24 protein-coding genes and 1 other RNA gene are annotated in these 23,577 nt (G+C 51.0%); 10 read left to right on the top strand and 15 right to left on the bottom strand.

Annotated elements, in window-relative coordinates:
- Position 1: 1 nt before the first annotated feature.
- The 5 genes from mzrA (at position 2) to U0026_RS03270 (ending at position 1,897) form a co-directional block, all read left to right on the top strand.
- A complete protein-coding gene (mzrA, locus tag U0026_RS03290) occupies positions 2-370 on the top strand; it encodes an EnvZ/OmpR regulon moderator MzrA (RefSeq protein WP_062774315.1) in 369 nt (122 codons plus the stop codon).
- Positions 371-517: 147 nt separating this feature from the next.
- The gene (locus U0026_RS03285; RefSeq protein ID WP_062774364.1) at positions 518-886 is read left to right on the top strand and encodes a DUF1090 domain-containing protein; all 369 of its coding nucleotides are present in this window, start codon (positions 518-520) and stop codon (positions 884-886) included.
- A gap of 26 nt (positions 887-912) precedes the next feature.
- Entirely contained in the window at positions 913-1,218 is a 306-nt protein-coding gene (locus U0026_RS03280) for an ElaB/YgaM/YqjD family protein (RefSeq protein ID WP_062774313.1), read from the top strand.
- Positions 1,219-1,220: 2 nt separating this feature from the next.
- Entirely contained in the window at positions 1,221-1,619 is a 399-nt protein-coding gene (locus U0026_RS03275; protein WP_062774311.1) for a phage holin family protein, read from the top strand.
- The gene (locus U0026_RS03270) at positions 1,616-1,897 is read left to right on the top strand and encodes a YqjK-like family protein (protein ID WP_062774309.1); all 282 of its coding nucleotides are present in this window, start codon (positions 1,616-1,618) and stop codon (positions 1,895-1,897) included. The genes U0026_RS03275 and U0026_RS03270 overlap by 4 nt, the downstream gene beginning before the upstream one ends.
- Before the next feature lie 15 nt (positions 1,898-1,912).
- Here U0026_RS03270 and U0026_RS03265 read toward each other — a convergent pair whose 3' ends face one another.
- Entirely contained in the window at positions 1,913-2,083 is a 171-nt protein-coding gene (locus U0026_RS03265) for a hypothetical protein (protein WP_156484207.1), read from the bottom strand.
- A gap of 327 nt (positions 2,084-2,410) precedes the next feature.
- Here U0026_RS03265 and U0026_RS03260 point away from each other — a divergent pair, with 327 nt between their 5' ends.
- From U0026_RS03260 to U0026_RS03250, 3 genes are all read left to right on the top strand, one after another.
- Positions 2,411-2,803: a DoxX family protein gene (locus U0026_RS03260; protein ID WP_062774307.1), complete on the top strand. Its 393-nt coding sequence runs from the start codon at positions 2,411-2,413 to the stop codon at positions 2,801-2,803.
- A gap of 69 nt (positions 2,804-2,872) precedes the next feature.
- Entirely contained in the window at positions 2,873-3,859 is a 987-nt protein-coding gene (locus U0026_RS03255) for a glutathione S-transferase family protein (RefSeq protein ID WP_062774276.1), read from the top strand.
- Positions 3,860-3,989: 130 nt separating this feature from the next.
- Positions 3,990-4,355 carry a DUF805 domain-containing protein gene (locus tag U0026_RS03250; protein ID WP_062774275.1) on the top strand — a complete coding sequence of 122 codons (366 nt, stop codon included), beginning with the start codon at positions 3,990-3,992 and terminating at the stop codon, positions 4,353-4,355.
- A gap of 113 nt (positions 4,356-4,468) precedes the next feature.
- On the opposite strand, the gene U0026_RS03245 is transcribed toward U0026_RS03250, so the two are convergent.
- Entirely contained in the window at positions 4,469-5,365 is an 897-nt protein-coding gene (locus U0026_RS03245; RefSeq protein WP_062774274.1) for a LysR family transcriptional regulator, read from the bottom strand.
- A 104-nt stretch (positions 5,366-5,469) separates the two neighbouring features.
- Between U0026_RS03245 and U0026_RS03240 the strand changes: the two genes are divergently transcribed.
- The gene (locus U0026_RS03240; RefSeq protein ID WP_062774273.1) at positions 5,470-6,171 is read left to right on the top strand and encodes a pirin family protein; all 702 of its coding nucleotides are present in this window, start codon (positions 5,470-5,472) and stop codon (positions 6,169-6,171) included.
- Positions 6,172-6,195: 24 nt separating this feature from the next.
- A complete protein-coding gene (locus tag U0026_RS03235) occupies positions 6,196-6,354 on the top strand; it encodes a hypothetical protein (protein WP_164717427.1) in 159 nt (52 codons plus the stop codon).
- A gap of 47 nt (positions 6,355-6,401) precedes the next feature.
- On the opposite strand, the gene tdcG is transcribed toward U0026_RS03235, so the two are convergent.
- From tdcG to U0026_RS03170, 13 genes are all read right to left on the bottom strand, one after another.
- Positions 6,402-7,766 (bottom strand): L-serine ammonia-lyase, encoded by a 1,365-nt coding sequence (gene tdcG / locus U0026_RS03230; protein WP_062774272.1) that lies wholly within the window; start codon positions 7,764-7,766, stop codon positions 6,402-6,404.
- 133 nt (positions 7,767-7,899) lie between these two features.
- Positions 7,900-10,194, bottom strand: coding sequence for a formate C-acetyltransferase (pflB, locus tag U0026_RS03225; RefSeq protein WP_062774271.1), 2,295 nt, complete (start codon positions 10,192-10,194; stop codon positions 7,900-7,902).
- A 34-nt stretch (positions 10,195-10,228) separates the two neighbouring features.
- Entirely contained in the window at positions 10,229-11,437 is a 1,209-nt protein-coding gene (tdcD, locus tag U0026_RS03220; protein ID WP_062774270.1) for a propionate kinase, read from the bottom strand.
- A 30-nt stretch (positions 11,438-11,467) separates the two neighbouring features.
- Complete coding sequence (gene tdcC, locus U0026_RS03215) at positions 11,468-12,799, bottom strand: threonine/serine transporter TdcC (RefSeq protein WP_062774269.1); 1,332 nt, start codon at positions 12,797-12,799, stop codon at positions 11,468-11,470.
- Between the two features lie 102 nt (positions 12,800-12,901).
- On the bottom strand, positions 12,902-13,891 hold the full coding sequence (gene tdcB / locus U0026_RS03210; protein WP_062774268.1) for a bifunctional threonine ammonia-lyase/L-serine ammonia-lyase TdcB: 990 nt from the start codon (positions 13,889-13,891) through the stop codon (positions 12,902-12,904).
- Positions 13,892-13,991: 100 nt separating this feature from the next.
- Positions 13,992-14,915 (bottom strand): transcriptional regulator TdcA, encoded by a 924-nt coding sequence (gene tdcA / locus U0026_RS03205; RefSeq protein ID WP_062774267.1) that lies wholly within the window; start codon positions 14,913-14,915, stop codon positions 13,992-13,994.
- A gap of 680 nt (positions 14,916-15,595) precedes the next feature.
- Positions 15,596-16,900, bottom strand: coding sequence for an L-cysteine desulfidase family protein (locus U0026_RS03200; protein ID WP_062774266.1), 1,305 nt, complete (start codon positions 16,898-16,900; stop codon positions 15,596-15,598).
- 16 nt (positions 16,901-16,916) lie between these two features.
- A complete protein-coding gene (locus tag U0026_RS03195) occupies positions 16,917-18,242 on the bottom strand; it encodes an SLC5/6 family protein (RefSeq protein ID WP_062774265.1) in 1,326 nt (441 codons plus the stop codon).
- Positions 18,243-18,799: 557 nt separating this feature from the next.
- Positions 18,800-19,181: RNase P RNA component class A (gene rnpB / locus U0026_RS03190), an RNA gene on the bottom strand.
- 32 nt (positions 19,182-19,213) lie between these two features.
- Entirely contained in the window at positions 19,214-20,359 is a 1,146-nt protein-coding gene (gene garK / locus U0026_RS03185) for a glycerate 2-kinase (RefSeq protein WP_062774264.1), read from the bottom strand.
- 84 nt (positions 20,360-20,443) lie between these two features.
- Positions 20,444-21,334: a 2-hydroxy-3-oxopropionate reductase gene (garR, locus tag U0026_RS03180; RefSeq protein ID WP_062774262.1), complete on the bottom strand. Its 891-nt coding sequence runs from the start codon at positions 21,332-21,334 to the stop codon at positions 20,444-20,446.
- Positions 21,335-21,364: 30 nt separating this feature from the next.
- Positions 21,365-22,135 carry a 2-dehydro-3-deoxyglucarate aldolase gene (gene garL, locus U0026_RS03175; RefSeq protein WP_062774261.1) on the bottom strand — a complete coding sequence of 257 codons (771 nt, stop codon included), beginning with the start codon at positions 22,133-22,135 and terminating at the stop codon, positions 21,365-21,367.
- Between the two features lie 26 nt (positions 22,136-22,161).
- The gene (locus U0026_RS03170; protein ID WP_062774259.1) at positions 22,162-23,502 is read right to left on the bottom strand and encodes an MFS transporter; all 1,341 of its coding nucleotides are present in this window, start codon (positions 23,500-23,502) and stop codon (positions 22,162-22,164) included.
- Between the last annotated feature and the right edge of the window lie 75 nt (positions 23,503-23,577).

Here is a 23,577-nt window from a genome sequence, read left to right as displayed (position 1 = left end):
AATGGGGCCAAACCACATTCTCCGCCGCCGATTTGCACTCAGCCTGAGCGTTATGCTGATGCTCTGGCTTTGGGCGGCGCTGCAACGCGAGGAATCGACTCTCGCCATCCGCCCTATGAACCAGGCTAACATGCCAGATGGCTTTGCTATCTCACACCATCTGGATGCTAATGGCATCCGCTTTAAGAGCATTACGCCACAGGATGATGCTCTGCTTATCACTTTTGAATCCAGCGAACAAAGCGCAGCAGCGAAGCGCGTGCTGGATATCTCCCTACCGCACGTCTACGTCATCGCGCTTGGGGATGAAAATAACAACCCTGCAAGTTGGCTGTCCCTTCTTCGTGATACCTCACATCGATTTGGCTAGCAAACTTCCAGGAATCTGAATAATTTCACTAACTTTGGTGATTTTGTATTTTACTTACTATGCTTAGTGTTGTGGTGGCCTTACGTTGTCATCCACGCACTGAGGAAAGTACAGCCGAATGTACTACGCACAATGGAAGGCCTAAACATGAAATACCGCATCATCTTTGCTCTTACTCTTGCTTCGCTTAGCGCGAGCGCGGCGGCAACCTCCCTGTGTCAGGAAAAAGAGCAGGATATTCAACGTGAAATTGGTTATGCCGAAAAACATAACAATCAGCACCGTATCGACGGGCTGAAAAAAGCGCTGAGTGAAGTGAAAGCTAACTGTACTGATAGCAAACTGCGTGCCGATCACCAGGAAAAAATTGCCGATCAGAAAGATGAGATCCGCGAACGCGAGCAGGATTTGAAAGAAGCAGAACAAACCGGTGATGCGGACAAAGTGGCTAAACGTGAGCGCAAGCTCAAAGAGGCCCAAAAAGAACTTAACGCGCTGGAATCCCGCGCGTATTGAGTGGAAACCCTTACAGGAGAGATACGATGGCTAAAGATACAACATCAGATCAGTTGCGCGCAGAACTTAAAGCCCTGTCCGATACGCTGGAAGAAGTCCTGAATACTTCCACCGATAAATCCAAAGAAGAGCTGAGCAAACTGCGTATTAAAGCGGAAAGCGCGCTTAAAGAGAGCCGCGATCGTCTGGGTGAAACCAGTGAAGCTCTGGCAAAACAAACCCGTGAAGCGGCGGCAAAAGCTGACGGCTATGTGCGTGAAAACCCATGGACAGGCGTCGGTATTGGCGCAGCGGTCGGCCTGGTGCTGGGCGTTCTGCTGTCTCGCCGTTAAGTATGAGCGATTCTCACCACGCACAATGCCCAGGAAAAAACATCCTGGGCATTGGTCAACGCATTGTCACACTGGTGGTTCAGACGGTGGAAACACGGCTGCGTTTGGCCGTCGTGGAGCTGGAGGAGGAGAAATCAAACCTTATCCAGCTGCTGTTGATGGCAGGGCTTACCCTGCTGTTTACCGCTTTTGGCTTGATGAGCCTACTTGTGCTGATTATCTGGGCCGTCGATCCTCAGTATCGTTTACCCGTTATGATTGCGACTACCGGTACGCTGTTACTGCTGGCGTTAATTGGCGGAATATTGACGATCCGCCGTGCGCGCCGTTCAACGCTGTTACTGCATACGCGCAATGAACTGGCAAACGATCGTGCTCTGCTGGAGAACGACGAGAAATGACCCCATTAAGCGATCGAGATACACGTAAGGCGTTTCTGCTACGACAGATTCAACAGCAACGTCTCGACCTGAGCGCCAGTCGACGCGACTGGCTGGATGTCACACAAGTCTACGATCGCAGGTGGAACAAGCTCGTTAGCCTGCGTTCGTGGGCAGTCGTTGCCACAAGCGCTATGGCCGTTGTTTCCGTACGCCATCCGCGTTTTCTGGTTCGATGGGCCCGACGCGGTTTTGGCGTCTGGAGCACATGGCGTATGGCTAAAAACTTACTGCATTAAACGGCCCTACTTTCGTTAGCAGCTCAATTCATTGAGCTGCTCAACGGAAAGCCCCGTGGATTGAGACACGGTATTAAGCGCAATACCATTACGCAATAAAGCTTGAGCGATTTTTAGCGTTGCCTGCTTCTCGCCTTCGGTAATTCCTTCAGTAAGCCCTTTATTCCTGCCATCATTAATACCCACTTAAAAAAGTCTTTAAAATCATTCTGATGCTATTTCTAGTATCACTCCCACAGCGTCATTTCGTCATTGAAGTAAAGCCTGCGCCGGGTATCCCAAAAACCGGTAAGTGCACTACCGGGAAAGCCAAAACCTGGGTAGCGAATCGGAAAAAATCACCCTGCCATACATCGTTGCTCAGATTCTTTGAAGAAGTTCAACAGTTTTCCTTGCTAACAATTGTTATTCGCGGCGGTTATATTTCTCTCCATCGACAGCAGATACACGCTATCGACGTGTAAACGCTCAATAATATGGTTTAACTACCCGCAAGGTTCTCTGGAGAGAAAGATGAAAAAATTAGAAGATGTTGGTTTCCTGGTTGCTCGTATTCTGATGCCAATTCTGTTTATTACTGCTGGCTGGGGCAAAATCACCGGGTATGCGGGTACACAGCAGTATATGGAAGCAATGGGCGTCCCAGGGTTCCTGCTGCCACTGACCATCCTGCTTGAGTTCGGCGGCGGTCTGGCCATTCTGTTCGGTTTCCTGACCCGCACCACCGCGCTGTTCACCGCAGGCTTTACCCTGTTGACCGCGTTCCTCTTCCACAGCAACTTTGCGGAAGGCATGAACTCTCTGATGTTCATGAAAAACCTGACTATCGCTGGCGGCTACCTGCTGCTTGGCATCACCGGTCCAGGCGCATTCAGTATCGACCGTGTTCTGAATAAAAAGTGGTAAGCGCACTATACTGAGTAAACAAAAAGCGAGGAGATGTCTCCTCGCTTTTGCTATCTGAAGGGGGATGAAATGGGACAATTAGTTGACGGCGTCTGGCAAGACGTCTGGTATGACACCAAATCCACCGGCGGACGTTTCCAGCGTTCGGTCTCCGCTTTTCGCCATTGGCTTACCGCCGACGGTGAACCCGGCCCAACCGGCCACGGTGGCTTTGCCGCAGAAAAAGATCGTTATCATCTGTACGTCTCTCTGGCCTGTCCGTGGGCGCACCGAACCCTAATGCTACGCACACTCAAAGGGCTTGAACCTTTTATCTCTGTTTCCGTCGTTAACCCATTAATGCTGGAAAATGGCTGGACGTTTGACGCCGACTTCCCGGCTGCAACCGGTGATACGCTCTACCAACATCAATTCCTGTATCAGCTTTACCAGCATGCTGATTCAGGCTATTCAGGCCGCGTGACCGTCCCGGTACTGTGGGATAAAAAAAATCAAACCATTGTCAGCAACGAATCTGCGGAAATTATCCGCATGTTTAATACCGCATTTGACGCGCTGGGCGCGAAAGCCGGTGATTACTATCCACCTGCGCTGCGCGAACAAATTGATGAGCTGAATACCTGGATTTACGACACCGTGAATAATGGCGTCTATAAGGCCGGTTTTGCCACCAGCCAGGCAGCCTATGATGAAGCGGTGGAAAAGGTCTTTAGCTCGCTGGATAGGTTGGAAAAAATCCTCGGTCAGCATCGCTACCTCACCGGCGATAGGCTAACCGAAGCGGACATTCGTTTGTGGACCACGCTCATCCGCTTCGACCCGGTCTACGTCACCCACTTTAAGTGTGACAAACACCGCATCAGCGATTATCTGAATCTGCACGGTTTCCTGCGGGATATCTATCAGATGCCAGGGATCGCCGAAACCGTTAACTTTGATCATATTCGCACCCACTATTTCCGCAGCCACAAAACCATCAATCCGACAGGCATTATCTCCATCGGGCCGTGGCAGGATCTGGATGAACCCCACGGACGCGATGAACGTTTTCGCTAAGTGCACCGGGCATCGTTGATGCGATGCCCAATTAATTCACCCCATCAATATTTACCACCAATTCATTCACGACTATCCTTAGATTGATCGCTTTAAAAACAAGTGATTAATGATCAACTGAGGCAAAAAAATGGATTGGTATCTCAACGTTCTACGTAACTACATTGGGTTTGGCGGTCGCGCCCGTCGCAAAGAGTATTGGATGTTCATTCTGGTGAACGTCATATTGACGGCTGTGCTGAGCGTGGTGGACAAAATGCTCGGCTGGCAGCGAGCCGGTGGAGAGGGGATCCTCACCACGATTTACGGCATTCTGATTTTCCTGCCCTGGTGGGCAGTACAGTTCCGTCGTCTGCATGACACCGACCGCACCGCGTGGTGGCTGCTATTGCTGCTCATTCCGGTGGTGGGTTGGATAATCATTATTATTTTCAACTGCCAGAATGGGACGCCGGGCGATAACCGTTTCGGGCCGGATCCTAAGCGTCTTTCCTGATCCTGCCGCCCCTTCTCCGGTCTACCTGTTGTAGGCCGGGGAAGGCGTTTCGCCGCCATCCGGCATCCCTGCACCGTTGTGCCTGATGGCGCTTTGCTTATCAGGCCTACTGACTATTTGACCATCAATAACTTCTGAATTTCGCGCAAGCACCAGGATTTGGCTTCGCCCATGCTGTCACGACGCCAGGCCATGATGATGTCGATCTCACTGGTATATTCCGGGCTGACAACGCGCAAACGCCCCTGCGCAATATCCTCTTCAACAAGCGGATACGGCATGGTCGCGACCCCTAATCCGGCCAGCAGCGCCTGACGCTTTTCTTCCATAGAGGTCACCGTTAAGCGAGGCTGTTTATCCAACAGCTGTACCGTCAGCACCGGACGCTCACGCGCGGTATCGGCAATCGCCACCCCACGGTATTTCACTCGCGTCACTTCTGAAAGCGGCTCCGCCTCCTGGTGGATCGGGTGATCCGGCGCGGCAACGTAAACGTTCATCACCGAATAAAGCTTGCGAGAGTTGATCTCGGTAGATGAACGGAAATGCATATCCGGGGCAATCACGATATCTGCGCGCCCTTGCTCCAAACGTTCCCAGGCTCCCGCCAGCACTTCTGTAATAATCGACAGTTGGGTATTGGATTTTGTCGCCAGCTTCTCCACCAGCGGGAACAGCGTCGGCGTAGGGATGAGGGCTTCTGCCACAATCGTCAGATGCGTTTCCCAACCGCGCGCCAGCGCTTCAGCATCGGTCGTCAGCTTGTCTGCCGCTTCCAGCAGAACGCGTCCACGCTCCAGCAGCATACGTCCCACGTTGGTGAATTTTGTTCGATGACCTGAACGGTCAAATAACACCACGTCCAGCTCTTCTTCCAGCTTTTGCATGGTGTAACTTAATGCAGAAGGTACTCGCCCCAGCTCATCAGCGGCGGCGGCAAAACTGCCGCGTCTGTCGATGGCGTCCATTACTCGTAGTGCTTCCAGCGTCAGTGCTCTCTCTTTAGCCATGGCGTTCTCATTCAGGAAATTTGAACATACCGGGCAGAATATCTGGCTAACAATGCAGCGTCCATACCTTTACCATTGATTTAGTGTAAAGGAGGGTCAAGAAGATGATTACCACAAGAACAGCAAAACAGTGCGGGCAGGCCGACTTCGGTTGGTTACAGGCGCGCTACACCTTCTCTTTTGGGCACTACTTTGATCCAAAGCTGTTGGGTTACGCTTCTCTGCGCGTGCTGAATCAAGAAGTTCTCGCGCCTGGCGCGGCCTTCCAGCCGAGAACCTACCCAAAAGTAGATATCCTGAATCTCATTTTAGAAGGTGAAGCCGAATATCGTGACAACGATGGACACCATATAAAAGTGAAAGCCGGTGAGGCATTGCTTATCGCTACCCAGCCCGGCGTGAGCTACAGCGAGCATAATCTCAGTAAAGACAAGTCATTAACCCGGATTCAAATCTGGCTGGACGCCTGCCCGGAACGTGAAAATTCACGCGTGCAGAAGATCAAATTGCACGACACCGCACATCAGCTGCTGGCCTCACCTGACGGTCAGGAGGGGAGTCTGCAACTGCGTCAGCAGGTCTGGCTGCACCATATCGATCTGGATAAAGGTGAGCAGGTCACCCTACCGTTGCACGGGCCGCGTGCCTATTTGCAGTCGATCCATGGCACGGTACATGCGCAGACTTTTGATGCCCAAAAACAGGCCTTAACCTGTGGTGACGGCGCATTTATTCGTGATGAAGCGAATATCACACTGGTGGCTGATACCCCGTTGCGCGCTTTACTGATAGATTTACCGATATAGTCATTATCAGGAAGATAAACGCAAATGAGTAAGAGAAGCCATAAAAAGCAACGGGTTGTGAAATCTGCACCACCCGCTAAAGCGGCGTCTGCCGAGTTTGGATTTGAAGAGATGCTGAGCGAACTGGAAGCCATCGTCGTTGCTGCCCAGGCAAGCCAACTGGCTGAAGAACACGCCGCTTAAGGCCCATTAAGCGGCACCGTTTTTGACCACGATGCCGCCTGAATGGCTTAGCTACACAGCACTTTTATCGCCAGCCCACCGCGCGATGTTTCACGGTATTTATCATTCATATCTTTGCCCGTTTCATACATCGTCTCAATCACTTTATCGAGTGAAACCCGGGCTTCGCTGGTTCTCTGCATCGCCATTCTCGCCGCATTAACCGCCTTCACGGCGTTAATCGCATTACGTTCAATGCAGGGGATCTGCACCTGTCCACCGACCGGATCGCAGGTTAATCCGAGGTTGTGCTCCATCGCAATTTCCGCCGCCATGCAAACCTGCTGCGGGCTACCGCCCAGTAGCTCTGCAAGGCCCGCCGCCGCCATAGAAGCCGCCACACCCACTTCACCCTGACAGCCCACTTCGGCACCGGAAATAGACGCATTTTGCTTATACAAACCGCCAATCGCGCCCGCCGTCAGTAAAAAACGCGCCACGGAGTTACCGTTCACCGTGCGCCTGAATTTATCATAATAGGCCAGCACCGCCGGGACGATACCGCAAGCGCCGTTCGTTGGCGCCGTGACCACTCGACCGTTCGCCGCATTTTCCTCGCTGACCGCGAGGGCGAACATGTTGATCCAGTCGATAACGTTCATCGGATCGCTGGAGGTGCTATCGCTGGACACCAATCGCCGACGCAAAGCCACCGCACGACGCGGGACTTTCAGCGGGCCAGGAAGCGTGCCCTCGGTATTCATACCGCGTTCGATCCCCGTTTGCATCACATGCCAGATCCGCGCTAATCGAGTATCGATCTCTTCCTGGCTGCGGAGCGCTAATTCGTTTTGCATCATTAAGCCCGACACTGACAGACCGTGCTCTTTGCATTGTGCTAACAGTTCGCTGGCAGAATGAAAAGGATAGGGAACCGGCTGTTCAACCTCGAACTCCTGACCGAACTTTGAATCCTCAACAATAAAACCACCGCCAATGGAGTAATAGGTTTTACTCAGCAGCGTGCTCCCCCCTTCCCACGCGGTAAAACGCAGCCCATTCTCATGGCGAGGAAGATATTGATCATGGAAAACAACGTCATCGCTCACGGAGAAAGGCACAACCGCCGCGCCCTGAGCGACAGACAGGCGTCCGCTGCGTTCCACAGCGCGAATAAAAGCCGGAATAGCATCAATATCAACACGATCGGGGCTGTTACCTGCCAATCCCATAATGACCGCCACATCAGTTGCGTGGCCTTTACCCGTGAGAGACAGTGAGCCGTAGAGATCGACCAACAGACGGCTGGTTCGCGACAAAAAGCCCTGTGCGCTCAGCTCATCAATAAAGGCTTTCCCAGCATTCATCGGCCCGACGGTATGTGAACTTGATGGTCCTACACCGATTTTGAACATGTCGAATGTACTAATCATATCCGCAACCTCGATCCAACTTAAAAGAAGAGCTTCCGTAAGGTAGCCCGGCCAAGCACAGCGCCGCCGGGAACCCCTGTGTAGAGAACGGTGATATTCCCGGGGTCGCTTGCGCTTACCCGGGCTACCGCGGTCAAATCGCCTGGGTGAAAGTACGTGAGATAACATCCTGCTGCTGCTCTGGCGTCAGCGCGTTAAAGCGCACGGCATAGCCAGACACGCGGATGGTCAGGGTTGGGTAATTTTCCGGGTGCGCGATAGCATCCAACAGCATGTCGCGGTTCATCACGTTGACGTTAAGATGCTGGCCCCCTTCTACCGATTGCTCATGGTGGAAGTAGCCGTCCAATAGCCCAACCAGATTGGTTTTACGTACCGTCTCTTCTTTCCCCAGCGCCGCTGGAACGATAGAGAAGGTGTAGGAGATCCCGTCTTTCGCATAGGTAAACGGCAGTTTCGCCACCGACGTTAGCGAGGCAATGGCGCCTTTACGGTCGCGCCCATGCATTGGGTTCGCTCCTGGTGCAAACGGTGTACCCGCACGGCGTCCGTCTGGGGTATTCCCTGTTTTTTGGCCGTAGACCACGTTCGAGGTAATGGTCAGAATCGACTGGGTCGGTACCGCCTGCCGGTAAGTTGGCAACACTTTAATTTTCTTCATAAAGCGTTCAACCAGGGCGCAGGCAATACTGTCTACACGTTCGTCATTGTTGCCGTACTGCGGATACTCCCCTTCGATGTCAAAATCTACCGCCAGTCCATTCTCATCACGGATCGGTCTGACGCGAGCATATTTGATAGCCGACAGGGAGTCTGCAGCGACTGATAACCCGGCCATTCCACACGCCATCGTGCGATGGACATCCCGCTCGTGTAGCGCCATCAGCGAGGCTTCGTAGCTGTACTTATCATGCATGTAGTGGATGACATTTAGCGCACTGATATACTGCACCGCAAGCCAGTCCATAAAGTGATCCAGACTTTCCATTACGGTGTCGTAATTCAGCACCTCATCCATCAGCGGTGCCGTTTGCGGCCCCACCTGGATTTTCAGTTTTTCATCCACCCCGCCGTTTATTGCATACAGCAGCGTTTTCGCCAGGTTGGCGCGTGCACCGAAGAACTGCATCTGTTTACCAATAACCATCGGGCTAACGCAGCAGGCAATCGCGTAGTCATCGCTGTCGAAATCCGCGCGCATCAAATCGTCATTTTCATATTGCAACGATGAGGTGACGATAGAGACCTGAGCGGCGTACTGTTTAAAAGCAGCCGGGAGAGCTTCCGACCACAGGATAGTCAGATTTGGCTCAGGGGCTGGCCCCATGGTGTGTAGCGTATGCAGATAGCGGAAAGAATTCTTACTCACGAGCGTGCGGCCGTCTAACCCCATCCCGCCAATCACTTCCGTCGCCCAAATCGGATCGCCGGAGAAGAGCGTGTCGAATTCAGGCGTACGCAGGAAGCGCACCATGCGGATCTTCATAATGAAGTGATCGATAAGTTCCTGCGCCTGTTCCTCGGTTAACAGACCGGCTTTCATATCACGTTCGATATAGATATCGAGGAACGTTGCGGTGCGTCCCAGCGACATCGCGCCGCCATTTTGTGATTTCACCGCCGCCAGATAGGCAAAATAGAGCCATTGCACCGCTTCCTGCGCGCTGACGGCTGGGCGTGAGATGTCGCAACCATACTTTGCCGCCATCTCCTGCATTTGCAGCAACGCACGACGCTGTTCCGACAGCTCTTCACGCAGGCGCAGCGTGGCCTCCAGATTCTGCCCCCACTCCAGGTTGGACTGTAAATCAGCAAACTGCAGCTCACGTTCGCGCACCAGATATCCGATACCATAGAGGGCAACACGACGATAATCGCCGATGATGCGCCCGCGTCCGTAACCGTCCGGCAAACCGGTCAGCACGCCGGATTTACGACAGCGCAGCATATCCGGCGAGTAAGCGTCGAATACCCCCTGATTATGGGTTTTACGCAGCGCCGTAAACTGATATTCGAAATCAGCATCCATTTCACGCCCGTAGGCGTCAAACGAACTCTTAATCATATTGATGCCACCAAACGGATGCAGCGCGCGCTTCAGCGGCTTATCGGTTTGCAGACCAACAATTTTTTCGTGTTCTTTATCGATGTATCCGGCATCGTGTGCGGTAATCGTGGTCGCGATATTGGTATCAAAATCCACCGGCGCATGGGTTGCGTTTTCAATGCGAATCCCCGCCAGTACTTTTTCCCACAATGCGGTGGTGGCAAGCGTGGCATCAGCCAGGAAAGACTCATCCCCTTCATAAGGCGTATAGTTACGCTGGATGAAATCGCGAACATTTATTTCTTGCTGCCATTCGCTACCGTTAAAACCACGCCATGCATCGGCAAAATGCATATCGTTAATATCGATATTTACCTTCATGAAAACTCTTCTCTTAATAATAAAAGTGATTAGGTCAGGCGTATTCCGCAACCGTATTCATGTTCCCTAAACGGATAGCATCCAGCGCAATCATTTTCTCTTCATTCGTGGGAATAACAGCACACAGTACCCGTGAATGTTTGTCAGAAATGATCCGTTCACCGTGGGAATTAGGTTGTTTATTCATCTGGGCATCCAGCTCAATACCCAATACCTTTAAATGCTCAATGACCAGTTGACGAATTAGCACCGAATTTTCGCCAATGCCGCCGGTGAAAATAATGCCATCCAGACGCGTCAGGGAAGCCGCGTGCCCGGCGATATGGCGGGCAATACGATGGACAAAGGTTTTAATCGCCAACTGCGCACGCTCATGTCCTTCGTGCCAGGCCTTTTCCAGCGTCCGTAAATCAGATGACAGGCCTGAGATACCTAATAAACCGGACTCCTTATTGACCACGCGCTCAAGGTCGCTCATGGTTTGCTGGGTCTGGCTGGCAATCCATGCCATGGCACCAAAATCCACATCGCCACAGCGCGTACCCATCATCAGGCCTTCCAGCGGCGTCATCCCCATTGAGGTATCCACGCTCTTGCCGTTATGCACCGCGCAAATGGATGCACCGTTACCTAAGTGAGCAATCACTAACCCAGAGTCCTGCTGCGTAAGGCCCAGTAATTCATAGGCCTGGCGGGAGACGTAACGGTGTGACGTGCCGTGGAAACCGTAACGGCGTACACCCAGTTCTTCGGTATATTTCCACGGTAACCCATAGAGATAAGCCTCTGGTGGCAGCGTCTGATGGAAGCTGGTATCAAAGACCGCCACCTGTGGGACACACGGGAACAGTTGCCTTGCAGACTCGATACCGCTCAGGTTGGCGTAGTTATGCAGCGGTGCCAGTGGCGAAATCTTACGGATGCTCTCAATGACCGAATCCGTTATCACCACCGACTGGGTAAATATATCCCCACCGTGCGCGATGCGGTGGCCAATTAAGGCCACACTGTCCATCAAATCACGCTTTTCCAGTTCCAATGAAATGGCTTTTAATGCCACTTCATAAGTCGGTTGGGATAGTGCGGATACCTCGCCACCGTTGATAGATAATCCAGCATGTTCTGTATTAATACCTTCCGCGATACATGCCAGTAATACATCGTGAGTATCAACATCCAACACGGAGAATTTAATAGATGACGAACCACTATTAATAACCAATACAACCGGAAATTCATTCATATAAAACTCCACTCATCCTGAGCAAGGTAATTAAAATAACTTATAAACGATATTCAGAATGGTTAGCAGGCCAATGGCGGTAACGAAGACGTTATCCAGCTTGCCACGATATTTCGCCAGTGCCGGGACTTTGCGGATAGCAAACATTGGCAGCAGACAAAGCAGGGAAGCAATAATCGGCGCGCCCATCGCTTCAATCAGGTCAAGGATATTCGGGTTGGCGTAGGCCACAACCCAGGTTGAGCCCATGATGAAAATCATGCTGATGATATTGAGCTTACCGGTAGTGACCTTCGTTTTGTCGCCTTTGTAACCGAACTTCAGCACCAGGCCATTTAAGCCTTCCAGCGTTCCCAGATAGTGACCAAAGAAAGATTTGAAGATAGCGACCAGCGCAATAATAGAAGCCCCATATTCCAGCGTGGTAGCAAAGGTCGATTTCTCACCCGTCATCGAAGAGAAGTGGTTCGCCAGATAAGACAGCACCGGAATATTCTGTGCCTTAGCTTCGGCCATATTTTGTGGAGAGAGGGTAAACAGGCAGCTAAAGGCAAAGAACATCACCACCGCTACCATCAACATACTGGCGCGAGAGATAATTTTTGAACATTTCTGCTCGGTAAACTCACGGCCAAACTCGCCTTCATACTCTTCACGTTTTGAGACCACAAACGAGGAGACAATCGGCGAAAAGTTAAAGGAGAACACCATAATGGAAATCCCCAACCATACGGTGATCAGGATACCGTCGTGGCCGACCAGCGAGATTTCACTCAGATTCACCTGACTGATAACAGCTGAGTTCCAGTAAGGGATTAGCGACAGAGAAATTAACACCAGGCTTGCGATAAACGGGAAGACCAGGAAGCTCATCACCTTAACCATCAGGTCTTTACCGAAATAGATAACGAACGCCATCAACAACAGCAGGAACATCGCCACCAGCCCTCGATTCAACGCAGGCATTTGCAGCTGGTTTTCCCAGAAGGTCATAAAGGTGTTGGTAATGGTTACACCGTAAATCCACAGCAACGGACAAATAGCGAAGAAGTAGAGGAACGTGATGACTACGCCCCCCATTTTACCAAAGTGCTCTTCAACCGTTTCGGTGATGTTGCCGGAAGGGTTTGAACCAGACAGACACAGGCGCGCCAGGGCCCGGTGGCAATAAAACGCGATAGGATAAGCCAGCACCAGCATTAACAGTATCGGGATAAGGCCGCCATAACCGGCGCGAATAGGGAAGAATAAAACCCCAGCACCAATTGCCGTACCAAATAATCCTAATGTCCACGTGGTATCTGATTTGCGCCAGGAGGACTCTTTTGCCGGACTAACATTAATACTTTCTGTTGTACTCATAACATATCCTTTGATTAATTTTTTCGTTATTTTAAAACGACAGGCAGCCCTACACTAAGCGTGTATCTTTTAAATGCTGCCTGTAATAGTCAGAGAAATAATTTAAGCTGCAACAAACCCAGTAATTTGAGAAACGCGTGAAAGATCAATATTCCCGCCAGAAATAATACTTACTGTTTTCCGCCCCTGAATATAATCATCAAGCTTGCCACTTAATAATGCCGCACATGCCAGTGCCCCCGCACCTTCAGTGATGATTTTATTACGCTGAATCAATGCAATCATACTGTTGCGAATTTCATCTTCAGTGACCAGTACAATATCGTCGACTAACTGACGAACAATCTCGAAAGTTAAATTACCCGGACGAGCAACATCACAGCCGTCCGCCAGCGTGGCGCTGGTGCGATGATTAGTAATGTCGCCCGCGTAGAATGACGCGGCCATACCATGGACATTCTCAGACTGTACGCCGATGATTTTAATCGTTGGGTTGATGGATTTTATCGCCGTCGCAATCCCGGCAATCAGTCCGCCGCCGCCAATCGGCACAATCACGTTATCCACATCATAAAGATCTTCAAGGATTTCCAGGCCAATAGTTCCTTGCCCCGCGATGACGAGTGCATCATCGTATGGCGGAATGAAAATACGCCCTTCCATCTCAACGATTTCGCTGACTTTAGCGATGGTATCGTTGAAGTTATCACCGTGCAGAATCACCTCTGCCGAGTAATCCTGTGTCGCTGCGACTTTAGACTTTGGCGCCCCTTTCGGCATCACAACTTTGCCATCAATGCCCAGCATGGCACAGGAGAGAGAAACGCCCTGCGCGTGATTACCCGCCGAACACGCCACTACCCCTTTACGACGTTCAGCATCAGACAGAGCGCTTAATTTATTGAAGGCACCGCGGATCTTAAACGAACCCGTACGCTGCATATTTTCAAATTTGAGGAATATCTCACCTTTGCATTTTTCACTGAGATAGTTTGAACGCGGCATCCCGGTTTTATAAATTTTACCGGCAAGTCTTTTTTTTGCGGTTTTAATATCATCAAGAGTAACAGGCAGGTCGTATGTAATATGCATTATATCCTCTTATCAGAATAGCCTTCTGATTTTAGACAATAATAAAGTGTCAGAGTAATAAGTCTCTCTGGGTTTCTTTTAAATTTAGTAGCAGCATTATTTAATTCACCGCAACAGCCTCATTTCGTGAAGAGTATTTCTTCGCAAGATCAACCAGCACTGAGGCCGATTTTTTGATGCGGTAATTTTTTGACCAAATTGCTGCGTAGCGTGCAACTGGCAAATAATCTTCAACCGGCAGCATAATAAATTGGTCTGAACCGAAGGGCGCAATCATATCTTTCGGGATGACGGTTAAAAAGCCCGCGTTTAATACCAGGTTATAGATAGTGACGACCGAGTCGGTTTTGACGATGTTTTCAGTATTGATGTGGTGAAGATGAAGGGTGTTGAGTAATTCTTTGTAGTAGCCCATGTCCGTCTGCGGTAAAACCCACTGCTCGTTTGAGAGCGATTCGAGGGATAGCGTTGACGTACACGTTCGTGATTTTGAAGCGACGACCACAAATTCAGACTCAAAAAGCAGCTCAACCTGTAAATCCTGAAGCTGCATTTCATCGTTCAGGGTCCCAATGGCAAAATCCAGACGACCATCGCGCAGCGCAGGCAGGAGGGAAGAGAGCTGGTTTTCAAACATCGTCACCTGGGCTGCCGGAAACACCTCTTTGAACGTTTTGATCATTTCAGGGAGGAAGGTGAAACCGATAAGCGATGGATAGCCGAATGAGACATCGACCACGCTGCTGCAACTTAGGCTGTTCATCTCGTTGACCATATTGGTCATTTCACGGGTGATGGATTCTGAGTAGTTGAGCAACACCTGGCCGGCGCTGGTGAGCGTCACACCAGTATTTTTTCGAATCATCAACTCAATACCAAAGTTGGATTCGATATCGTTAATGATTTTACTGATTGCGGGCTGGGTAAGACCAAGTTGCCTTGCCGCAGAACCGAAAGAGCCACTTCTAATGACTTCCTGAAACACAACAAGTTGTTGTGTCTTTGGTAGAAGAACATTATCCATTTTTCTCTCCCCGTTATTTTCACTTGGCGAGATAGATTTTAATAAATATAGGTACAAAAGATATGTGCTATCACTCACAATTTAGTTTAACACTCTCTTACACATCATAAAAAATAACAACAAAATCCTTTAAATTCAAAACTATAACGATTAAATCAAGTGGTGTTATGATGATTTTCATCAACGAAAAATTGGTGTATAAATTTATTTTATGGCGATAATAAATACAGTTATATCCTGACAAAAATATAGAAAACAGATCACCAATCAACCGCAAAACGTCTATTTTATAGGCTTTCAGATAAGTTAATATTATTTTTAATTTATAAAATAAAACAATAAAAAATGTTTTATTGGCCTATTTATTCGCTTAGCATCACATTATCCGGCCAGCAAAGTGATAAAAGACAGCATCTATACATCATTTCATTTAACAAAAAACTCACACATCGACGCACACAGAAATACTGCATACCTGACAATTCACGAACAAAAAAACCAAATCAAAAGACAATGGCCACCATAAAAACCGCCGAAAATATCATAAACAGCGTTTTGTGCGTAGTGTCGCATTTCTACGAAATGATGGTTTTGGGCGATGGGAAAATAGATGTGCGTAATGAAGTGAGAAGGAAATTTCAGCGGTAAAAATGACCCCGGCTCAGCGCCGGGGCAATGGGTTATGCCAGCTTGCTGGCCATGATTTCAATCACCTGTTTATCCGTTTGCTGCATAGAATGGCAGGCCAGCGAACAGAGGTTACTGATCGATTGCTCCACATCGTTCGCGACAATGCCCTCATTGCCCGTTACTGCGGTTTCATCCAGCGCCATCAGCACCGCTTTCCACGCCGACGAGACGCTGGTAGACACTTTCATCGCACAGCTATTGGAGGCACCATCACAAATAATCCCGCTTACATCTCCAATCATGCTGCTAATCGCCATTGAGATGCTGCGATAGCTGCCATCAATGAGCCAACAAATACCGGCCGCCGCGCCCATTGACGCTGTCGTTGCGGCACACAATGCCGACAGCATAGGCAGCTGATGGTGGATATAGATAGCCGTCATGTGTGACAGTATCAGCCCTCGCGCCATTTTCTCCTGCGAACACCCTAGATGCTCAGCGACCACCACCACCGGCATGGTGGCCGCAATCCCCTGATTACCCGAGCCTGAGTTGCTCATCGCAGGTAAGCACGCCCCTCCCATGCGCGCATCTGACGCCGCCGAGGTACGGATCATGATGTCGCTCAGCAGATCTTTCGCCAACAGGCCGCGCTCACGCTGACGCTGTAACGTCACGCCAATATGCAGGCCATACTGCGCCCGTAGCCCCTCGTGAGATAACGCGTTATTGAGCAAGGCCGCATCCAAAATAAAGCTGATTTTTTCAAACGGGGCCTGCTCAGCGAACTCCACCACCTGCGTCAGCGTCACATCCGTCAGCGAAACCGCCTGCTCTTCTTCTTCACCGCTACAGCGACTGGCATCCAGCAACGTGACGCCATTTTTAACGATACGAATAACCCGCGTATGGCCCCCCGCGATGGTGACAGTCGCGGATTCGTCTGCCGTATAGACAGTCGCGCTGGCATAGAGCACTTCGTCGCACGGATCTTCAATAGCGACCGATACCTTACCGCTTGCCAGCAGGACTTTTCCTGCCGCAATCGCCTCCACCGAAGCACTTTTCAGCACCTCCAGGCCAGCCTGCGGATCGCCGCCTAACGCACCAATCGCAGCGGCAATTGGCAGCCCAACCATCCCGGTACCCGGTACGGTCACGCCCATCCCGTTCTTCATCAGATTGGGTGAGACTTTGGCATCAATATGGCTCACACGACCCGCGAGGTGCGAGGCGGCGATTGCGCTTGCCAGGGCCAGCGATACCGGTTCAGTACAGCCCAGCGCCGGTTTAACGTTCTGCTTTACCGCCTTAATCAGCGCATCCCATAGAGGGTTCATTTTGACTTCAACCATTTTTGCCACCAATTAATCAGGAAAATGCCAGGAACGGAGAGACGCACAGCAGTAAACCGGTGATGACAATAATCACCAACGAGGTGCCTTTATATTTATGCAGCGCAGGGACTTTGTAGACCAGCCAGGCCGGGATAAGACAGCCCACCATCCCAAAGATAGGGCTACAGATTGAAGTGAAGCTCAGCACTGGCGCATTGAGCACAATCGCGCTCCAGGCCAGCAGGATGGCGAATAACATGATCCCGCGCTGTACCAGCTTCTGATTAATTTTCTCTTCCGGCATTTTGCGGCGCAGCAGGTTAATCACAATCCCCTGCGTGGCTTCACGAAAGCCCAGGTACACGCCAAAGAAGGCGGTCATTACGGCAAAGATATTGAGGATAACGCTGACTACGGTGACCCAAGCCCCGGCGCTACCGTTGATAAACTGTGCAGCAATCGCCAGCGCCGAGATGTTCTGCTCATAGGCTTTAACCGCTTCATCATGACCCATCGCTAACGTGAACGAGACGGCATAGAAAAAGACCACCACAAACAGAATGCCGAAGGCGATATTCATGGCGCGTAGCGCTTTATGGCGGGCAACTTCGCGTGATTTTTCCTTTGAGCGATAGGAGATAACCATCGGGCTGAGGGTTTGAATAAACAGGATAGAGGTCAGCGTAAACGGCAGTGTGATAATGGCATTTTTAATCAGCAGCCCCATCGGTGGCAGCGTCCCGGCGTTATACAGATGCCACATTCCCACCATCGACGCCCCTAATGCCGCAACCACCAGCAGCTTGGTCAGCACCATAAAGCTTGAGACTTTAAACAGCAGCTTTTCGCCGCGCGATGAGATAGCAACCAGCACGCAGATCAGCACCAGGCCATAGAACGGATTTTCGGATAACAGCCCTTCGGTCACGCCGAAGGTATGCAGATAAGAAGCGCTGTCATTGGTGATGGCGGTGGAATAAACAAACATCCAGATAACCAACATAATGAAGTAGAGCGCGCCTAATAAAATCCCCCAGTTTTTACCGAGGTAGCCGCTGATAACGCTTGGGTAGTCTTTACACTCTGGCGATTCAGCGAGGGTGTTAATAAACAGACGCTGGAAAAGATACATCGCCGGATAGCCTACAATCGAAGAGAGCAGGAAGACCCACAGGCCCATCAACCCAACCTGAACAGGCAAGAACACGATCCCGGCGCCTATCGCCATCCCGATACTCATAATGATCCAGCCAACGTCGGTACTGTCGAACTTTATTGCCGTCTGCCACTCACTTTCCGACATGCCCGCTCGCGCCGCAGCGGGCGAAGTGTGCACGGGTGCCACTGAGATTGTTTCCATGACAAAGTCTCACTCTTGGTGTGTAGGGTTTATTGTTCTAATGCGGTTTGATATTCCAGAAAGACTGAATATTGCAGTTTTATTCACTGCCTTTTTCAGAATGAGTAAATAATAGCGCGGGTTAAGGAGAAAAAGATTGCCGGTTATTGCGCAAGGAAAAGCCGAAAAGAGAAGATATTTCCCCTATCAGCGGAATATCGACCCTGTTATTTCTCTTTTAGCGAAAAAAGAGAGGAATGGATTGTTTTTAACTGACACAGACAAAACTTAACACATTGTTTTATAATGACTTTATTTATTTAACCCTTTTATGCATCAACATTTGAAGTAACCATTTTGTGAGATAGCGCATAAGTTAATGTTAATAAAATGTGAATTTCAAAGAGGGTGAAAAATGATGTTTATCACAGCTTTAAACAGGTTTAGTCAATAACTCTATTGTTTGTAAGGATATGGTAAACATTCAGCATAATATACACCTCATCCATCAAGATGCCCCTACGCTGGCTGCACTCCCCCCAGAAAGCAAAAACCCCGCCGAGGCGGGGTTTTTTAAGAGGTGAAACTGACCGATAAGCCGGGTTCTGTCGTTGGACAGTCATTCATCTAGGCCAGCAATCGCTCACTGGCTCAAGCAGCCTACCCGGGTTCAGTACGGGCCGTACCTTATGAACCCCTATTTGGCCTTGCTCCGGGTGGAGTTTACCGTGCCACGGACTGTTACCAGCCGCGCGGTGCGCTCTTACCGCACCCTTTCACCCTTACCTGATCCCACTTGCGTGGGCCATCGGCGGTTTGCTCTCTGTTGCACTAGTCGTGGGCTGTTACACCCCCCAGGCGTTACCTGGCACCTCGCCCTATGGAGCCCGGACTTTCCTCCCCTCCGCCCGTCTCCCCCGAAGAGGACGACGACGAAGCGGCGACTGTCTGGTCAGCTTCGGCGCGAAGTATAGAGGGTTTGCGTACCAATGTCACCCTTGCGTCTGCATCCCCACGCGAATAGTCGCCGCAACGTTACGTGAAGTGAGATAAATATTGTCCGCAGCATCGCGGAATGCTTCTTCCAACGAGCCAATGCGGTTTAGCACGCTAAATACCGAATCAATGCCGTACTGATGCACAATCCCGACATCGCGGGTCAAACTGCCGGCAATACCGATAACCGGCTTGTGGTATTTCTTCGCCACGCTAGCCACGCCAACCGGCACTTTTCCGTGAATACTTTGGCTATCAAGACGCCCTTCACCCGTCACCACCAGCGTACAGTCGTGAATGTGCTCTTCCAGATTGAGTGCCTGCGTGACAATCTCAATACCGCTGAGCAGCTCCGCGCCGAGAAACGCCATCAGCGCCGCCCCCATACCGCCTGCTGCACCAGAGCCTGGAACATCCTTCACATCGACCCGCAGCGATTGTTTAATCACCTCGGCGTAGTGGGCAAGATTTCGGTCAAGCTCGCCGATCATCGCCTCGGAGGCTCCTTTCTGCGGCCCAAAAATACAGGATGCACCAAATTCCCCGGTTAACGGGTTAGTGACATCACAAGCAACCCGAATACTGCAATTCTGTAGGCGAGCATCAAGACCGCTGATATCAATATAATTAAGGCTCATCAGGCTACCGCCGCCAAAGCCAATATCAGCGCCGTTGGCATCGCCAAGCTTCGCACCTAACGCCTGCACCATCCCGGCACCGCCGTCGTTAGTGGCGCTACCGCCGATACCGATGATGATTTTTTTCACCCCGCTTTCCAGCGCCTGGAGGATAAGCTCCCCAGTGCCGTAAGAGGTGGTAATCAAAGGGTTACGTAACTCAGGAGGGACTAGCGCCAAACCACTGGCGGCCGCCATTTCAATAAATGCCGTACTGCCGTCGCCTGAAATACCCCACTGCGCCTCGACGGTGTCGCCAAGTGGGCCGGTGACGGTCGACGTCACTGCCCGACCCTGAGTCGCCGCGATCATCGCCTCAACCGTGCCTTCTCCACCGTCGGCGACCGGCACAGAGACAAACTGTGCTTCCGGAAAGATTTCCCGAAATCCTTTTTCTATTGCCTGTGCTACCTCGGTGGCAGAAAGGCTTTCTTTATAAGAGTCTGGGGCGATTACGATTTTCATATCTGAGCCTATTCGCGCACGACGCCGGATGGCGTGGCCTACTGTGTAGGCCCGGTAAGCGTACCGCCACCGGGCACCACGTCCTTAGCGAGAAACTTCCACTTTTGCCAGCTTCTCGTAGTAGCACGCAATCGCGCTATGATCGGCGGTTCCCAGACCGTCGGCACGCAGCGCCTGCATCATCTCCATCACCGCCGCCGTCAGCGGCAGCTGTGCGCCGACGCCGTGGGAAGTATCCAGCGCGTTCGCTAGATCTTTAATGTGCAGATCGATACGGAAGCCCGGCTTGAAGTTACGGTCCATCACCATCGGCGCTTTCGCCTCCAGTACGGTGCTACCAGCCAGACCACCGCGGATTGCCTGGAACACCAGATCCGGGTTAACGCCCGCTTTGGTCGCCAGAGTCAGCGCTTCAGACATAGCAGCAATGTTCAGCGCCACAATGACCTGGTTTGCCAGCTTGGTCACGTTACCCGCACCGATATCACCGGTATGAACCACGGAGCCCGCCATCGCTTTCATCAGGTCATAGTACTTATCAAAAATCGCCTTCTCGCCGCCGACCATCACCGACAGGGTACCGTCGATAGCTTTTGGTTCGCCGCCGCTGACCGGCGCGTCGAGCATCTCGACGCCTTTCGCCTTCAGCGCCTCGCTAATTTCACGGCTTGCCAGCGGTGCGATAGAGCTCATATCAATCAGTACGGTGCCCGGTTTTGCCCCTTCAATAATGCCGTTTTCACCCAGCGCAACGTCTTTAACATGCGGAGAGTTTGGCAGCATGGTGACAATCACATCGCACTGCTCGGCAATGGCTTTTGCCGTAGTCGCCGATTCAGCGCCCGCTGCAATCAGTTCAGCAACCGTTTCAGGATTACGGTCAGAAACCACCAGCGAGTAACCCGCTTTCAGCAGGTTTTTACTCATTGGTTTACCCATGATGCCCAGACCAATAAAGCCAACTTTCATCGTCATTTCCTCAATTTTGCATTAATTCGGTAGGGGTTATTTTTTAAATGCGTCGGCTAACTTCTGGGTTCCGGCGCGGAACACGCCCAGATCGCTGCCCACGGCCACAAAGGTGGCGCCCCATTCCAGGTAACGGCGCGCATCGGCTTCAACCGGTGCCAGGATGCCGCTTGGTTTACCGTGCGCTTTGGCACGGGCAAAAATATGTTGAATCGCTTTTTGCACTTCCGGGTGTGACGCATTGCCCAGGTGGCCTAATGCTGCCGCCAGATCGCTTGGGCCAACGAAGATGCCATCCACGCCGTCGGTGGCGGCAATGGCGTCAACGTTATCAACACCCAGTTGGCTTTCAATTTGTACCAGGATGGTGATGTTCTTATTCGACTGTGCGAAATAATCCGGCACGGTGCCAAACATGTTGCCGCGGTGAGAAACGGAGACGCCGCGAATCCCTTCCGGTGGATAACGGGTGGAGGAGACCGCTTGTGCTGCCTCTTCTTCAGTTTCCACGAACGGAATCAGGAAGTTGTAGAAACCGATATCCAGCATGCGTTTGATAATCACCGGCTCGTTAGTCGGGATACGAACCACAGGGGCGCTGGAGCTGCCTTTTAAGGCCATCAACTGTGGGATTAGCGTCGTCACATCGTTCGGCGCATGCTCACTGTCCAGAACCAACCAATCGAACCCAGCCAGGCCTAACACTTCGGTGCTGATCGGGCTGGACAGTGCTGACCAGCAACCAATCTGAATCTGTTTTGCAGCCAGCGCTGCTTTGAATTTGTTAGGGAAAATCGCGTTATCCATTTTCTGTACCTTAAGTTAGTCGTGACTTACTTCCGCAATTCCAGACGTTTGATGTCGCCTACCACGAACAGGTAGCACACCATCATCATCAGCGCGGAACAGCCTACAAAAATCAGTGCGCCATTAAAGGAGTGCAACTCGCTGACGATATAGCCAATCACCAGCGGGGTAACGATAGAGGCCACGTTACCGAAGACGTTAAACAGCCCGCCGCACAACCCAACAATTTCTTTCGGTGCCACGTCGGAGATAACCGGCCAGCCCAGTGCACCAAAGCCTTTACCGAAGAACGCCAGCGCCATCAGCGCCACCACTAAGGCCGTGTTATCGGTGTAGTTACACAGAATAATCGTTGAGGCCAGCAACATGCCCAATACGATAGGCAGCTTACGCGCAAAGGTCAGCGTACAACCGCGGCGAATCAAGGAGTCAGAGAACAACCCGCCCAACACGCCACCGGCAAAACCGCACAGCGCTGGAATGGAGGCAACCATCCCCACTTTCAGAATCGACATGCCTTTATCCTGCACCAGATAAATCGGGAACCAGGTGAGGAAGAACCAGGTGATGGTGTTCAGGAAGTACTGGCCGAAGAAAATACCTAACATCATACGGCTGCTAAGCAACTGTTTGATGTAATCCAGTTTCGGACCTTTGGCCGCATCACTACCCGGCTTTTTATGGTCCATATCGACCACGGCACCGTTATCCGCAATAAACTTCAGCTCTTCTTTGGTCATCCGCGGATGATCGGTTGGGTTATGCACGAACTTCACCCACATACCGGTCAACAGGAAGCCAATCACCCCCATCACGGTAAAGACATGCTCCCAGCCCCAGGCAAAGGTCAACCAGCCGAGCAATGGAGAGAACAGCGCTAAAGAGAAATACTGCGCGGAGTTAAAGATAGCGGAGGCTGTACCGCGCTCTTTGGTTGGGAACCAGGCCGCCACAATACGGGCGTTTGCCGGGAAGGATGGCGCTTCAGAGAAGCCCAACATAAAGCGCATGAAGAACATTGAGACACCAGCCCACGCCAGTGGGAAGAAGCCAACAAAGCCCTGCAAGAAGGTAAACAGCGACCAGAAGAACAGGCTATAGGTATAGACTTTCTTCGAGCCAAATTTATCCAGTAACCAACCACCGGGGATCTGCATGAGCAGGTACGCCCAACCAAATGCAGAGAAAATGTACCCCATTGAGATTGCGCTAAGACCTAACTCGTTCGCAACAGAAGTGCCGGCAATGGAGAGTGTTGCGCGGTCTGCGTAGTTAACGGCCGTAACAATAAAAATAATGAATAAAATTAAATATCGGGTAGGCATACCCTTTTTTGACTCAGTCACATCAGCAGTATCGTGTATCATTTTATTATCCTCGGGTACAGGCTACCTTAATTTTATTAGTTTTTTATTAAGGTGTATTTCGCTGATTATTTAAAT

This window comes from Kluyvera intermedia (genome assembly GCF_034424175.1).
In the GTDB taxonomy this organism is placed as follows: domain Bacteria; phylum Pseudomonadota; class Gammaproteobacteria; order Enterobacterales; family Enterobacteriaceae; genus Kluyvera; species Kluyvera intermedia.
Note: the sequence above shows the minus strand (reverse complement) of the source record. Positions and strands in the feature narration are given on the sequence as shown.

What these genes read in the sequence shown, in the direction of transcription:
- tdcG (WP_062774272.1), bottom strand. Translation starts at nt 7,766, where the DNA reads ATGATTAGTACATTCGACATGTTCAAAATCGGTGTAGGACCATCAAGT.
- tdcC (WP_062774269.1), bottom strand. Translation starts at nt 12,799, where the DNA reads ATGAGTACAACAGAAAGTATTAATGTTAGTCCGGCAAAAGAGTCCTCC.
- garL (WP_062774261.1), bottom strand. Translation starts at nt 22,135, where the DNA reads ATGGATAACGCGATTTTCCCTAACAAATTCAAAGCAGCGCTGGCTGCA.
- tdcA (WP_062774267.1), bottom strand. Translation starts at nt 14,915, where the DNA reads ATGGATAATGTTCTTCTACCAAAGACACAACAACTTGTTGTGTTTCAG.
- U0026_RS03235 (WP_164717427.1), top strand. Translation starts at nt 6,196, where the DNA reads ATGAGTAAGAGAAGCCATAAAAAGCAACGGGTTGTGAAATCTGCACCA.
- U0026_RS03200 (WP_062774266.1), bottom strand. Translation starts at nt 16,900, where the DNA reads ATGGTTGAAGTCAAAATGAACCCTCTATGGGATGCGCTGATTAAGGCG.
- tdcB (WP_062774268.1), bottom strand. Translation starts at nt 13,891, where the DNA reads ATGCATATTACATACGACCTGCCTGTTACTCTTGATGATATTAAAACC.
- U0026_RS03245 (WP_062774274.1), bottom strand. Translation starts at nt 5,365, where the DNA reads ATGGCTAAAGAGAGAGCACTGACGCTGGAAGCACTACGAGTAATGGAC.
- U0026_RS03240 (WP_062774273.1), top strand. Translation starts at nt 5,470, where the DNA reads ATGATTACCACAAGAACAGCAAAACAGTGCGGGCAGGCCGACTTCGGT.
- garK (WP_062774264.1), bottom strand. Translation starts at nt 20,359, where the DNA reads ATGAAAATCGTAATCGCCCCAGACTCTTATAAAGAAAGCCTTTCTGCC.
- U0026_RS03260 (WP_062774307.1), top strand. Translation starts at nt 2,411, where the DNA reads ATGAAAAAATTAGAAGATGTTGGTTTCCTGGTTGCTCGTATTCTGATG.
- pflB (WP_062774271.1), bottom strand. Translation starts at nt 10,194, where the DNA reads ATGAAGGTAAATATCGATATTAACGATATGCATTTTGCCGATGCATGG.
- U0026_RS03280 (WP_062774313.1), top strand. Translation starts at nt 913, where the DNA reads ATGGCTAAAGATACAACATCAGATCAGTTGCGCGCAGAACTTAAAGCC.
- U0026_RS03170 (WP_062774259.1), bottom strand. Translation starts at nt 23,502, where the DNA reads ATGATACACGATACTGCTGATGTGACTGAGTCAAAAAAGGGTATGCCT.
- U0026_RS03275 (WP_062774311.1), top strand. Translation starts at nt 1,221, where the DNA reads ATGAGCGATTCTCACCACGCACAATGCCCAGGAAAAAACATCCTGGGC.
- U0026_RS03255 (WP_062774276.1), top strand. Translation starts at nt 2,873, where the DNA reads ATGGGACAATTAGTTGACGGCGTCTGGCAAGACGTCTGGTATGACACC.
- U0026_RS03270 (WP_062774309.1), top strand. Translation starts at nt 1,616, where the DNA reads ATGACCCCATTAAGCGATCGAGATACACGTAAGGCGTTTCTGCTACGA.
- mzrA (WP_062774315.1), top strand. Translation starts at nt 2, where the DNA reads ATGGGGCCAAACCACATTCTCCGCCGCCGATTTGCACTCAGCCTGAGC.
- tdcD (WP_062774270.1), bottom strand. Translation starts at nt 11,437, where the DNA reads ATGAATGAATTTCCGGTTGTATTGGTTATTAATAGTGGTTCGTCATCT.
- garR (WP_062774262.1), bottom strand. Translation starts at nt 21,334, where the DNA reads ATGACGATGAAAGTTGGCTTTATTGGTCTGGGCATCATGGGTAAACCA.
- U0026_RS03195 (WP_062774265.1), bottom strand. Translation starts at nt 18,242, where the DNA reads ATGGAAACAATCTCAGTGGCACCCGTGCACACTTCGCCCGCTGCGGCG.
- U0026_RS03285 (WP_062774364.1), top strand. Translation starts at nt 518, where the DNA reads ATGAAATACCGCATCATCTTTGCTCTTACTCTTGCTTCGCTTAGCGCG.
- U0026_RS03250 (WP_062774275.1), top strand. Translation starts at nt 3,990, where the DNA reads ATGGATTGGTATCTCAACGTTCTACGTAACTACATTGGGTTTGGCGGT.